Below are 12,958 nucleotides of genomic sequence, written 5' to 3'. Positions count from 1 at the left end.
TCCACGGGGGCGTGGCGCAAGGTCGGGTTTGACGGATTGGCGAAGGCGTCTTAGGACCAAGCGTCGGCCCTGCAAGGAGTTCGTGCCATGACGCTGTCCCGTGGTAGCCATTACCTCGCCATTCCCGGCCCCTCCGTCATGCCTGACGAGGTGTTGCGTGCCATGCATCGGCCGGCGCCGAATATCTATACGGGCGAGTTGCATGACATTGTCGACACGATCATTCCGGACCTGAAGCGCGTCGCCGGAACGCAGCACGATGTGGCAATCTATATCTGCAACGGGCATGGCGCGTGGGAAGCGGCGCTGACCAATGTCTTCCGGCGGGGCGACAAGGTCCTGGCGCTGGCAACGGGGACCTTTACCCATGGCTGGGCGGACAAGGCGGAGCAATTGGGCATCGCGCCCGTGCGGCTGGATTTCGGGCGGCGCGATGCAATCGATCTTGCGCGGGTCGAGGCGGTGCTGACGGAGGATGCGGGCCACGAGATCAAGGCTCTCCTCTGCGTTCAGGTCGATACGGCAAGCTCCGTGAAGAACGATATCAAGGGGGTGCGGGCGGTTCTGGATCGAGTCGGCCACCCGGCCTTGCTGATGGTCGATTGCATCGCCTGTCTCGGGGTGGACGAGTTCCACATGGATGACTGGGGTGTCGATGTGATGGTGACCGGCAGCCAGAAGGGGTTGATGACGCCACCTGGCCTCGGTTTCGTCTATTTTTCTCCGAAGGCCGATGCAGCGCGGGACCGGGCGGATCTTGTCACGGGCTACTGGGATTGGCGGCCGCGGGTGAACGCGGAGGCGTTCTACCAGTATTTCTGCGGGACTGCGCCGACGCATCATCTCTACGGGTTGCGTGTGGCGCTGGATCTGATGCTGGACGAAGGGATGGAAAAGATCTGGGAACGGCACGCGGCGCTGGCGAAAGCGGTCTGGGCGGCCTTTGACGCCTGGGGCGCGGGGGGGCCGCTGGAGCTCAATATCGCCGATCCGGCCATGCGCAGCAACGCGGTGACGGCGGTTCGTGCGGGTCGGGAGAACGGAACGCGGCTGCGTGACTGGGTGAGCGCGCATGCGGGCGTGACGCTCGGGATCGGACTGGGCATGGGCACGGACGAAGATCCGGCCTCGGACGGCTTCTTTCGGGTCGGCCACATGGGGCATGTGAACGCACAGATGGTGATGGGGGCGCTTGGCGCCATCGATATCGGGCTCAAGGCGGTCAAGATTCCGCATGGGCCCGGCGCGCTGGAGGCGGCTTCGACAGTGCTGTCGCGGGCCTAGCGGCGCCTGCCAAGGCGGGTGATAAGCCGGTCGGTCGCGAAGGCTGTGATGAGCGGGACGACAAGGCCGAAGGCGAGCCAGAGCGCGTAGAGCAAGCAGAAGAGGTTGATGCCGAGCATGATCAGCGCGGCATTGGTGTAGTCGGGAGCACGGTCCTGTGCGTGATGCTTCATCGTCGGCCTCCGAACAGCAGGATAGCGCGATTGTGCCGCCGGGGAATGACATTCGAGTGAAGCGACGGAGGAGGGCGGATTGGAGGCCGGGTTTGCCGTTCGCCGACAGGACGCTTCCGGCTTGCCTGTGCGCCTTCAATCGCCAAGGGTTCCTCAGTTCGATCTATCTCGGATGGCTGGAGATACGGTCGGGCGCGGCGCGGTCCTCAGTCGTCTGACTGCTTCAACAGTCGTTTGACCATATCGCTTTGGGGATCGCAGAGTGGGTCGAGAATGTCGAAATGGTGCCTGTTCTCGGAAATGGTCAGATCGGCCTTCTGCCAGTGATCCGCCATGCGGATCGACTGGTCGATGAAAGCAGGCCGTTCTGCTGAGCCGACCTCGATGGCCACATTGCAGAGCGGTTCGGGATAGGAGATCGGGCTTTCGCGCTCGGCTTCCTCGGCGTCGATTCGGAGCGTCGCGTTCATCGGCAGCATGACGAGTGGCGTCAGGTCGGCCAACGGTGAGATCGGCTGGATGCCGGCAATACGCGCCGCGACTGCCTCCGACAGCCCGACATCGGGGCAGACCATCCGCATGGCGAGGTGCCCGCCCGCCGAGTGGCCGCCGATCAGGATGGGGCCGGGAAGTTCCCTGGCCGCGGCCTCCAGCGCAAGGACAATCGACCGGGTGATCTCCGAGAGACGTGCCGTCGGAGCCAGCGGATAGGAGGGCAGGGCGACCGCCCAGCCATTGCCAAGCGCGCCCTGGGCAAGATGCGACCAGTCTTCGCGCCCACTCAAATACCAGAAACCGCCATGAATGAAGAAATACAGCCCGCGCGCAGGCCATTCCGGGAGAAAAAGATCATAGCGCTGACGGTCGCCGGCGCCATAAGCCCGATCGCGCCGTTGCAATACGGTCGGGTGATGTGCTCTGAAGTTTTCCGCTGCTTCCGCCCAGCGAGCGAAATAGGAATGCCCATCGGGAATGAAATCGGCGTTGTCATAGGCTGTCGGGTCAGTCATCCAGCGTCTCCTGAAACTCGATGCTGGCGCGGCGAGCCACGCCAGGTTCGATTGGTGGCGTCGGCGCGGTGACGCGACGCGGGTCAGGTCTGCGCGACCCCCATTGCGGCGAGCTTCTCCGCCTCTTCCTTCAGCAGCGCTTGTAGCTCTTCTTTACGCAAGGGCTTGAAAACATTGTAACCCACGGCCAGATCTCGGGCCGAGGCGATCATCTTCGCGGCCACGATCGGCGCGTCCGATCCACCGGTGACAAACCGCAACCGCAACGGCCGGTCTACATCGACGATCCACTCGATGGCCTCGATCCCGTCCATTTCCGGCATGTTCACATCGACCAGTACAAGCGCCGGCCCACTTCCCATTCTCAGCGTTTCGAGCAGGATCGCGCCATTTTCGCAAGTCTCGACGCTCCAACCTTCGCGCCGGCAGACGGTCGCGACGTAATTGGCGAATTCCAGGTTGTCATCGGCAATGACGATCTGTGGCATTACGGCTCCAACGGAAATTATCGCCGTTTCGTGGCGATACTCATTCCGGCGCATCATAGGAAGAATTCCGCCCGGAATACAATATCTCCGCGCCTGTGCAGGTGCGTTGGTCGGACATGCCGCGGGAGGGTTGAAGCATTGTCACATTGGCATTCACCAACGCGAGGCATATGTCTGCCGATGTAGATCTGGTCGGACCAAAACATGAAGCTTGAGAACCGTTACCCTTCCATTCCGTATCTTGCCGAGAAAGCCCGAAAGCGGGTTCCCTTCTTCGCCTGGGAGTATCTCGCCAGCGGCACCGGGACCGAGCGTCTGGTGCCGCATAACCGCGCCGCGCTCGATGCGGTCGAGATGGTCCCACGCGTGCTTCGGGGGCGGTTTACCCCCTCGTTGGAGACGGAGATTTTCGGGCGCCGCTACTCGGTTCCCTTCGGCGCGGCGCCGGTTGGGCTGTCGGGGCTGATGTGGCCGGGCACGGAACGCTATATCGCCCGGGCGGCAGCGGAGAAGGGCTTTCCCTACGGTCTCTCCACGGTTGCCAATGAGGCGCCGGAGACAATCGGTCCGCTCTGCGAGGGCAATGGCTGGTTCCAGCTCTACACCCCGGTCGACCCCGAAATCCGAGCTGACATCATGCGCCGCGCCCATGAATGTGGCTTCGGAACGCTCATGATCACGGTTGACGTGCCGGTCGGAAGCCGTCGGGAGCGACAGCTTGTCGCCGGGGTCTCCGTACCGCCGCAGTTCACGCCGCAATCGATCTGGCGCGCCGCGATCCGTCCGCGCTGGTCGCTGGAGACATTGGCCAACGGGTTGCCGCGCTTCAAGATCCTCGAATCCTATTTCGACGGCCAGACCTTTGCCGGGGCCGCACGGTTTGTCGGCAAGGTGGTCGATGGCCGGCCGGATTGGGAGATGCTGCGCCAGATGCGGGATGCGTGGCCGGGGCATTTCGTGGTCAAGGGGGTGATGCATCCCGAGGATGCGGAACTGGCTGTCGCGGCGGGCGCAGACGGGATAGTCGTGTCCAACCATGGTGGCCGGCAATTCGACGCCGGCCCTGCCAGCATCGATGTGTTGCCCGAGATTGCCAGGGTTGTGAACGGCCGCCTCAAGGTGTTGTTCGACAGTGGCATCGAGGGCGGGCTGGATATCATGCGCGCCCTGTCGCTCGGTGCCGATTTCTGCATGCTCGGACGTGGATTCCTCTACGGGACAGCCGCGCTCGGGTCGCGTGGGGCAGAGCATGTCTATGACATCCTGAAGGCCGATCTCGAAGCGAACATGGTGCAATACGGGGCGGTGGATATTGAGGCCCTGAAGTCGCAACCGAGGACAATTCAGGGCTGAGTGACTTGCCATGGCTGCCCGGCCTCTGGAAATACTCGCGCCATGAATTCGCCATGCCGCGTGGGTAGACAATCCTCATGAAGAAATTTCGGAATTACCTCATTGGTATCGATCAGGGCGACACGCGGCTCTTTTCCGATTTCCGGAATGACGGGCCGATGTGGGCGGGGAAAGGCTCGCGGGAGGCGACGGTCGAAATTCGCTTTTCTGAGCGTTTCATGACTCCGCCCTCGGTCCATGTTTCGTTGTCGATGGTGGATATCGCGGCCAGCTCCAATCCGCGTATCGACATCACGGCCCGTTCGATCACGGAAGAGGGGTTCGAGATCGCCGTTCACACCTGGAGCGATACCCAGATTGCCCGCGCCTCCGCGTCCTGGCTGGCCATCGGTGAGCTGGCGCATGAGGATGATTGGGACATTTCCTGACATCGGGGCTGATCTTGGGTGTTTTTGCGGTTGCGCTGCGCGTGCGTGAACGAGCATTGGCTGTCTGGACCGCTCCGAGCCCGGCACAGTGTCCTTCGGCCGTGAGGCCGGGCCAACGGCACTGGGCCCCCACCCCCTCATCAGGCTTTTTCACCCTCTTTCGACGGATCAAACTTCAGCAGAGGCTGGCCAAAGCCTTGGGCAGCGCGGCTGCAAAGAGGTCCATCTCCCGATCCGGGCCACAGGAAATGCGGATACAGCGGTCCTGCGGTGCGACGAATGGCATGCGGACGAAAATGTCCCGTTCGATCAGCGCCTGCAACAGAGCGCGGGCGAAATCGCCGTCACGCCCCGTGTCGAGAGCGACGAAATTGGTGGCGGAGGGGAGTGGGGTCAGACCATTTGCACGCGCGATCTCCGCGATGCGGTCTCGGGAGCGGGCGACACGCGCGATGGTCTCGGCAAGATTGTCCGGATCGGCGAGGCTCGCCAGCGCTGCGGCCTGGCTGACCCGGCTCATGCCGAAATGGTTGCGGACCTTGTTGAAGGCGGTGATCAGTTCGGGATGACCCACCGCGTAGCCGACCCGCATGCCCGCAAGCCCATGCGCCTTGGAGAAGGTCCGCATGCGGATGACGCGTCTGTCGGTCGGGTCGAAAGCGGGCGCGGTGCCCTCGGGGGCAAGCTCGATATAGGCCTCGTCGAGCAGTAGGACGCAGCCCTCGGGCACGGCGTCGATGGCGCGGGAAATACTCGCGGCGTCATGCCAGGTTCCCATCGGGTTGTCCGGATTGGCGAGATAGACCAGCTTTGCCCCGACCTCGGCGGCACGGTCGAGAAGCGCCGCCGGATCTTCGTGATCGTCGCGATAGGGAACCGTGTGCAGCGTGCCGCCGAAACCCGCGACGTGGTAATTGAAGGTCGGATACGCGCCGGCGGAGGTGACGACCGAGTCGCCCGGTCCGACAAGCAACCGCACGAGATAGCCGAGCAGCCCGTCGATTCCCTCGCCGACCATGATCGCCTCGGTCGGCAGGGCGTGATGGGTGGCAAGCGCCTGAATCAGGTCGTGATTCTCTGGGTCGCCATACATCCAGGCACCGCTGGCCGCGTCCGCGATGGCGCGCATGACCGACGCGGCCGGGCCGAAGCCGGATTCATTGGCGCCGAGGCGCGCGGCAAAGGGGCGGCCGCGCGCGCGTTCCTGGGTTTCGGGGCCGACAAAGGGCACGGTGGCGGGGAGCGAGGCGGCAAGCGGGGTGTAGCGAGGTCCGGTCATGGGCGAGGAGAGTGGCGCAAGCCGGGCGCAACGGCAAGGCTTGCGATGCGCTCCGGCTCGGCTAGTGTTGCGCGGCAAAAAGACAGGGAAAGAGCCATGGCCGATCCGCAATTCCTGACGACGCCGCAGGGGCGTCGCATCGCCTATCATCGCCACAAAGGACAGGGCCCGGCCATCGTCTTCTGCCACGGGCTGCGCTCCGACATGGGGGGCACCAAGGTGCTGCACCTGGAAGCCTGGGCGCGGGCGCAGGGGCGGCCCTTCATCCGGTTCGACTGCTCGGGGCACGGGCAGAGCAGCGGCGCGTTCGAGCAGGGGGCGATCGGCGACTGGTTCGAGGACGCTTCGGCGGTGATCGAAACGCTGACCGATGGGAAGATCCTGTTGCTCGGCTCGTCCATGGGCGGCTGGCTCTCGCTGCTGCTGGCCCGGGCGATGCCGGAACAGCTGGCCGGGCTTGTCACCATCGCCGCGGCGCCAGATTTCACCGAAGATGGATTCTGGGCCGGGTTTTCCGAGGCCCAGAAGGCGGAAGTGCTGGAAGCAGGGCAGGTTGCGCTTCCATCCGATTACGGCGACCCGATGATCGTGACCCGGCGACTGATTGAGGAGGGGCGCGACCGGCTCGTCCTGCGATCCCCGCTCACGCTGCCTTTCCCGACCCGTTTCCTGCAAGGTACGGCGGATGAGTCGGTCGAGACCGCCACCGCGCTGCGCCTGCTGGAGCATGTCGAGGGCGAAGATATTCGCCTGACGCTCGTCAAGGGCGCCGACCACCGCTTCTCGGAGCCTGCGGATATGGGCCTGATCGTTGCGGCGGTCGAAGAGGTGTTGCGGGAGGTGGAAGGATGAGAATGCTTGCCTTTGGGGTTCTGGGCCTCCTGCTTGTCATTGGAGCCCTGTTCCTGTTCGGGCCTCGCGAACCGGTGGACCGGGACATATCCTTCGCGGCCGACACACTCGGCGACAATCTCGATGACTGGCTGGCCAAACAGGAGGCAGATGTGCCGAACCTGCGCCCGGAAGCCGTGAAGCGCATCCAATGGGCTGGGGAACCGGGGGCGACGACCCCGCTCTCCATTATCTATTTGCACGGCTTTTCGGCCAGCGCCGAGGAGATCCGCCCGGTGCCGGACAAGGTGGCGGAGACGCTCGGCGCCAATCTCTTCTTCACCCGTCTCACCGGGCATGGCCGCGACGGGGATGCGATGGCCGAGGCAACGGCCGGGGACTGGATCGAGGACATGGCGGAAGCGCTGGCCATTGGCCGCCGCCTCGGTGAGCGCGTCCTCGTGATCTCCACTTCGACCGGCGGCACGCTGGCCGCCCTCGCCGCGACCGACCCCGACCTCTCCGATGGGCTCGCGGGCGTGGTCTTCGTCTCGCCGAACTTCGCCTTGCAAAACCCGAAGGCCGGTATGCTGACCCTGCCGCTGGCGCGGTACTGGCTGCCGCATCTTGTCGGGCCTGAGCGTGGTTTCGAGCCGCTGAACGACGCCCATGCCGCTCATTGGACCACGCGTTACCCGACCACCGCCGTTCTGCCGATGATGGCGCTGGTGGAGCATGTCGACGGGCTTGACCTGTCTGCGGCGACCGTTCCGGCGCTGTTCGTCTATTCCGAGCAGGACCAGGTCGTTTCACCTGAGAAGACTGCTGAGGCGATGGCGGCCTGGGGTGGGCCGACAGAGGTCTCGCTGCGGGTGATGGGTCCGGAGGACGACCCCAGCTCGCATGTGATTTCCGGGGACAGCCTGAGCCCCGGGCAGACCGAAGAAACAGCCCGGATCATCGCTGATTGGGCCGGGAAACTGTGATGGAGATGAGTATGGAACGTCGTGTCAGCCTGATCACCCTCGGCGTGGCCGATCTGGAGCGGGCCGCACGCTTCTACGAGGCACTTGGATGGGAGAGGGAGGCGAGCCCGGACGGGGTGATCGCCTTCAACCTTCTGGGCCAGACGCTCGGGCTCTACCCGCTCGACAAGCTGGCCGAGGATATCGGCGTGCCGCTCGAGTCCCTCACCCCGGGCAGCTCCACGATGACGCTCGCGCATAACGTGCGCAGTCCGGAGGAGGTCGCGCGCCTTCTCGCCGCCGCGGAAGCGGCTGGCGGAAAGCTGCTCAAGCCAGCGCAGGATGTGTTCTGGGGCGGCCATCACGGCTATTTCGCTGATCTTGACGGGCATTTCTGGGAAGTCGCCTATAACCCCTTCTCGCCGCTTGGCCGCGACGGGGCCTTCCAGTGGGGAGGCGGCGCTACCGAGTGAGGCGTTTCGGGCTTTCCGCCGGACTGGCGCCGCTCTATAGCCTGCGGCCGGATGCATGTAACGGTGCCAGAGCAGTCAACGAGGGCCGAGTGAATGAATGAACCGCTGGTATTCCTGCCCGGCATGATGTGCGACGCGCGGCTCTTCTGGCCGCAGGTGATGGAGTTCGGACGCGATCGTGCGGTCATGGTCGCCCCCGTCGCTGGAGCCTCCTCCATCGGGGCCATCGCTGCGCAGGTGCTGGAGGCCGCTCCGAACCGCTTCGCCCTTGCCGGGCTCGCCATGGGCGGGATGGTCGCCATGGAAGTGCTCCGCCGTGCGCCCGAGCGCATCACCCGGCTGGCGCTCTTCGACACCAGCCCGCTGCCCGAGACGCCGCAGGCCGCCGCAGATCGCGAACCGCAGATCGTCGCCGTGCGCTCCGGACGGCTCGGGTCGATGATGCGCGAGGAGATCGGCCCGCGCTCCCTCGCCCAGGGACCCAATCGCGGCGAGGTTCTCAACCTCATCGTCGACATGGCTGAAACGCTCGGCCCGGAGGTCTTCATCGCCCAGTCCCGTGCGCTGCAGCGCCGCCCGGATCAGCAGAAGGTCCTGCGCACGACCCGTGTTCCGACGCTTGTGCTCTGCGGCGACCAGGACGTGGTTTACCCGGTCAAACGTCATGAATTCATGGCCGAGCTTATCCCGAATGCCGATCTGCACATCGTGGAAGGCGCCGGTCAGCTGCCGACACTCGAACAGCCGCAAGTCACCAACCAGATCCTGCGCAACTGGCTCGAATCTCCGCTCATCCTCCGCTGATCGAAAGGTCTTCGGTCGGGAATGTCGCCAAGGCGGCCGCGGCCGACGCCGCGACAGCAAGGGCGATCCCCGTTCGCCCCTACCGCGAATGCAGCGACTTGATGTTGGCGAAATCCATCCGGCGCCGCTCATGGGACATGTTCGCGTCGATGAATTCCAGAACCAGCGGCCGGATATTGTTGCGCCAGGATTTGCCGGCAAAGATGCCGTAATGGCCGGCGCCCGGTTCCAGGTGGCTCGCCTTCTTGCTGTCGTCGAGCCCGGTCAGCAGGTCCAGCGCGGCGACGCATTGGCCCGGCGCCGAGATATCGTCATTCGAGCCCTCGACCGTCTTCACCGCGACATCGGTGATCGCGCCGATATGCACGCGCTTGCCGTTCACCTCGAAGATGTCCTGGGCGATCTCGCGATTCTTGAAGATCCGCTCGACGGTCGACATGTAGAATTCCGCCGTCATGTCCATCACGGCGAGATATTCGTCGTAGAACCGGTTGTGGCGGTCATGCTCGTGCGCCTCACCGCGTGCCGTGCGCACGATCTGGTCGAAGAAGGCGGAGGAATGCATCTCCGAATTCATCGCGATGAAGGAGGCGAGCTGTTGCAGGCCCGGATAGACCATCCGCCCCGCGCCGGCATATTTGAATCCGACCCGTTGCAGCACATGCTGTTCCAGCTGTCCCATCGTGGCCGTGCGCCCGAACTCGGTCACCTCGGTCGGGGATGCGCCCGGATCGATCGGGCCGCCGATCAGGGTCAGCGAATTGGGCTGTGCGGCGGGGTCTTCCTCCGCGAGATAGGCGGTAGCCGCTAGTGTCAGCGGGGCCGGCTGGCAGACTGCGATCACATGCGTGTCCGGTCCGAGATGCTTCATGAACTCGACAAGGTAGAGCACGTAATCCTCGACATCGAACTTGCCGGCTGAGACCGGGATGTCGCGCGCATTGTGCCAGTCGGTTGTATAAACCTCGCAATCGGGCAGCAGCGAGAAGACAGTCGAGCGCAGCAGCGTTGCGTAATGGCCGGACATCGGCGCCACCAGAAGCACCTTGCGCGGCAGTTCTTCCCGGCCCTGGACCTCGAAGTGGATGAGGTCGCCGAAGGGCTTCTCGACCATCGGTATCACGTCGATCAAGTGGTCGCGCCCGTCTCTGCCGACGACGGAGTTGATGTTCCAGTCCGGTTTGGCCTGCATGCGTTGGAAGCTGCGCTCGGTCACTTCGCCCCAGGCTGCGGTGAGCTGGAGGAACGGATTCATGGACAGCCCGAAGGCCGGATGGGAGCACGCCGCCTTGGCGGTGGAGCCAAGCCACTCATTGGTGACCCGGATACTCTCCATCAGGTCATAGGTTGCCATGTATTTCATGCGTCACTTACTCCTTGGGTGGCGCCTCTGGCGGGCGACCGGAACAAAAGGTCGCTTTGCCGGAACATTCCTGCGAATATATTCATTGCGGCGAAACTAATGGAAAAGGGCCTTCCATGACAACCGATCAAGAGACTCAAACACCAGATCAGGACGAGCTCGCGGCCAATCTGGCGAAAATCGAGTCGCTTTCTCAACGGCTTGTGGCGGCCCTGTCGCATCAAAGACCGATTGACCCGGCACTGCAGTCCCCGGGTCAGGACCTCTATATGAAGGCCGGATCGGCCTATTGGACCGAGATGATGAAGAATCCGGCCAAGATCTTCGAACATCAGGTGGATTTCTGGGGAAAGACGTTGAAACACGCCTTTGAGGCCCAGCAGGTGCTCGCATCCGGCAAACTGACCGCCCCTGAGGACAAGACACCGCAAGACCGCCGATTCGCTGGTGAGCTCTGGCAGACGCACCCCTATTACAACTTCCTCAAGCAGCAATATCTGATGACGGGTGAGGCCATCAACAAGGCTGTCGCCGATCTCGATTATCTCGAACCGAAGGACAAGCAGCGGCTGGAATACTTCACCAGCCAGATCGTCGACATGATGAGCCCGGCCAATTTTCTCAGCACCAATCCGGAGGCGTTGCAGAAGGCTGTGGACACGGAAGGGCAGTCCTTGGTTGCCGGGCTGGAGAACCTTGTGCGGGATATGGAGGCCAATGACGGCGATCTGGTCGTCACGCTGGCTGACAAGGACGCCTTCACCGTGGGCCAGAATATCGGTGCGAGCGAGGGCGAGGTCGTTTTCCGCAACCGGATGTTTGAGCTGATCCAGTACAAGCCGACGACCGAGACGGTCGCGCGCGCGCCGCTGCTGATCTTCCCGCCCTGGATCAACAAGTTCTACATTCTGGATCTCAAGCCTGCCAACTCGCTGATCAAATGGGTGGTGGATCAGGGCTACACGGTCTTCGTCGTCTCCTGGGTCAACCCCGATGAGTCCTATGCGGATGTTGGCATGGAGAACTACATCGAGGAGGGCTATCTCACCGCCATCAACGAGGTGAAGTCCATCTGTGGCGAGGAGAAGATCAACGTTATCGGCTATTGCATCGCCGGCACAACGCTGTCGCTGACGCTGTCGCTGATGAAGAAGCGCGGTGACAAGTCGATCCGCTCCGCGACCTTCTTCACGACGCTCACCGATTTTTCGGATCAGGGCGAGGTCGGCGTCTTCCTGCAGGACGATTTCGTCGACGGAATCGAGGCGGAATGCGTTAACTCGGGTATTCTCGACTCGTTCTACATGTCGCGCACCTTCTCCTATCTGCGCAGCAACGACCTGATCTATGCGCCGGCGATCCGCAGTTACATGATGGGGGAGGCGCCGCCGGCCTTCGACCTGCTCTATTGGAACGGCGACGGCACGAATCTGCCCGGCCGCATGGCGGTGCAATATCTGCGCGGCCTCTGCCAGCGGGACGAATTCGCTGGCAGCGAGGGGTTCGAGCTCTGCGGCGAGACGCTCTCGATCAAGGATGTGGATGTGCCGCTCTGCGCCATCGCCTGCGAGACCGATCACATCGCCGCCTGGAAGAGTTCGTTCCGGGGTATCCAGAAGATGGGTTCGAAGCAGAAGACCTTCATTCTCTCCGAATCCGGCCATATCGCCGGTATCGTGAACCCGCCGAGCAAGAAGAAATACGGCCACTACACCAATGAGGACATGACGCTGTCGCCGGAAGATTGGCAGGCGACGGCCGATTTCCATCAAGGCTCCTGGTGGCAGCGCTGGGAGGAATGGCTGAAGCGCCGCTCGGGTGCACAGGTGCCCGCGCGACAGCCCGGTGATTCGGACCATCCCGCGATAGTTCCCGCGCCGGGGACCTATGTTGTGGCGAAAAAAAGCGCCTGAGATCGGGCTGTTGTCTGAAAAAATGCTGCGCTGCAGCAAACAATCTTGAAATGCTGCGGCGCAGAAAGTATATCTTGGTCATCGAACAACAGCAGCGCCCGACAGCCCGGGCCGCCCTCGCCAGGAGCAAAGCCATGACCAAGACCGATGACATGACCAAGATGATGCAGGAAATGATGTCCTCCTTCCCGATGGACACTTCCGCCATGCAGGACGCTTTCAAATCCCAGGCCGCTCTGGGTGAGAAATTCTCCAAGGTCGCTCTGGAAGCCGCCGAGAAGTCGACCGAGATCTCCTCCAAGTGGACCAAGGAAACCCTCTCCAAGCTGGGTGAAGTCACCAAGCTCAAGGAAGAGCCGGGCGACTACCAGAAGGCCATGACCGATTACGCCTCCTCGCAGGCCGAGATGGTTGCCGAGACCATGTCCGCCTTCGCCGAAGTCGCCAAGAAGGTCCAGATGGAAACCGTCGAGCTGATGCTGGCCGCTGGCAAGGACTTCTCCGAAGACGCCCAGGCTGCCGTCAAGAAGGCCACCGACGAGGTGACCACCGCTGCCAAGAAAGCCACCGCCGCCAAGTGAGGCACAAGGTGAG

General features: G+C 63.2%; 14 protein-coding genes. 9 read left to right on the top strand and 5 right to left on the bottom strand.

Annotation, left to right across the window (positions count from 1 at the left end):
* Positions 1-87 precede the first annotated feature (87 nt).
* Positions 88-1,284, top strand: coding sequence for a pyridoxal-phosphate-dependent aminotransferase family protein (locus R3X27_RS17665; RefSeq protein WP_317710199.1), 1,197 nt, complete (start codon positions 88-90; stop codon positions 1,282-1,284).
* Here the strand turns inward: R3X27_RS17665 and R3X27_RS17660 are convergent.
* The 3 genes from R3X27_RS17660 to R3X27_RS17650 form a co-directional block, all read right to left on the bottom strand.
* Positions 1,281-1,457: a hypothetical protein gene (locus R3X27_RS17660; RefSeq protein WP_317710198.1), complete on the bottom strand. Its 177-nt coding sequence runs from the start codon at positions 1,455-1,457 to the stop codon at positions 1,281-1,283. The two genes, R3X27_RS17665 and R3X27_RS17660, sit on opposite strands and share 4 nt — an antisense overlap.
* A 206-nt stretch (positions 1,458-1,663) precedes the next feature.
* Positions 1,664-2,467 carry an alpha/beta hydrolase gene (locus R3X27_RS17655; RefSeq protein WP_317710197.1) on the bottom strand — a complete coding sequence of 268 codons (804 nt, stop codon included), beginning with the start codon at positions 2,465-2,467 and terminating at the stop codon, positions 1,664-1,666.
* An 83-nt stretch (positions 2,468-2,550) separates the two neighbouring features.
* Positions 2,551-2,955, bottom strand: a complete 405-nt coding sequence (locus R3X27_RS17650; RefSeq protein WP_317710196.1) for a response regulator — start codon at positions 2,953-2,955, stop codon at positions 2,551-2,553.
* A gap of 204 nt (positions 2,956-3,159) precedes the next feature.
* Between R3X27_RS17650 and R3X27_RS17645 the strand changes: the two genes are divergently transcribed.
* Entirely contained in the window at positions 3,160-4,308 is a 1,149-nt protein-coding gene (locus R3X27_RS17645) for an alpha-hydroxy acid oxidase (protein WP_317710195.1), read from the top strand.
* A 77-nt stretch (positions 4,309-4,385) separates the two neighbouring features.
* Positions 4,386-4,736 carry an H-type lectin domain-containing protein gene (locus R3X27_RS17640; protein WP_317710194.1) on the top strand — a complete coding sequence of 117 codons (351 nt, stop codon included), beginning with the start codon at positions 4,386-4,388 and terminating at the stop codon, positions 4,734-4,736.
* Positions 4,737-4,911: 175 nt separating this feature from the next.
* Here the strand turns inward: R3X27_RS17640 and R3X27_RS17635 are convergent, their stop codons facing one another.
* Entirely contained in the window at positions 4,912-6,015 is a 1,104-nt protein-coding gene (locus R3X27_RS17635; RefSeq protein ID WP_317710193.1) for a pyridoxal phosphate-dependent aminotransferase, read from the bottom strand.
* Between the two features lie 96 nt (positions 6,016-6,111).
* Here R3X27_RS17635 and R3X27_RS17630 point away from each other — a divergent pair, with 96 nt between their 5' ends.
* From R3X27_RS17630 to R3X27_RS17615, 4 genes are all read left to right on the top strand, one after another.
* Positions 6,112-6,867: an alpha/beta hydrolase gene (locus R3X27_RS17630; RefSeq protein WP_317710192.1), complete on the top strand. Its 756-nt coding sequence runs from the start codon at positions 6,112-6,114 to the stop codon at positions 6,865-6,867.
* A complete protein-coding gene (locus R3X27_RS17625) occupies positions 6,864-7,832 on the top strand; it encodes an alpha/beta hydrolase (RefSeq protein ID WP_317710191.1) in 969 nt (322 codons plus the stop codon). Before R3X27_RS17630 ends, R3X27_RS17625 begins: the two co-directional genes overlap by 4 nt.
* 11 nt (positions 7,833-7,843) lie before the next feature.
* Positions 7,844-8,284 (top strand): VOC family protein, encoded by a 441-nt coding sequence (locus R3X27_RS17620; RefSeq protein ID WP_317710251.1) that lies wholly within the window; start codon positions 7,844-7,846, stop codon positions 8,282-8,284.
* Positions 8,285-8,377: 93 nt separating this feature from the next.
* The gene (locus tag R3X27_RS17615) at positions 8,378-9,088 is read left to right on the top strand and encodes an alpha/beta hydrolase (protein WP_317710190.1); all 711 of its coding nucleotides are present in this window, start codon (positions 8,378-8,380) and stop codon (positions 9,086-9,088) included.
* Between the two features lie 79 nt (positions 9,089-9,167).
* On the opposite strand, the gene phaZ is transcribed toward R3X27_RS17615, so the two are convergent.
* Positions 9,168-10,451 (bottom strand): polyhydroxyalkanoate depolymerase, encoded by a 1,284-nt coding sequence (gene phaZ / locus R3X27_RS17610; protein WP_317710189.1) that lies wholly within the window; start codon positions 10,449-10,451, stop codon positions 9,168-9,170.
* Positions 10,452-10,567: 116 nt separating this feature from the next.
* Between phaZ and phaC the strand changes: the two genes are divergently transcribed.
* Together phaC and R3X27_RS17600 are read left to right on the top strand one after the other, a co-directional pair.
* Positions 10,568-12,364, top strand: a complete 1,797-nt coding sequence (phaC, locus tag R3X27_RS17605; protein WP_317710188.1) for a class I poly(R)-hydroxyalkanoic acid synthase — start codon at positions 10,568-10,570, stop codon at positions 12,362-12,364.
* 134 nt (positions 12,365-12,498) lie between these two features.
* On the top strand, positions 12,499-12,945 hold the full coding sequence (locus R3X27_RS17600) for a Phasin (protein WP_317710187.1): 447 nt from the start codon (positions 12,499-12,501) through the stop codon (positions 12,943-12,945).
* The last annotated feature ends 13 nt before the right edge of the window (positions 12,946-12,958 follow it).

Origin of the sequence: Tropicimonas sp. TH_r6 (assembly GCF_033101155.1) — a bacterium.
Taxonomy (GTDB): domain Bacteria; phylum Pseudomonadota; class Alphaproteobacteria; order Rhodobacterales; family Rhodobacteraceae; genus Tropicimonas.
This window is presented reverse-complemented; position numbering and strand designations above follow the sequence as displayed.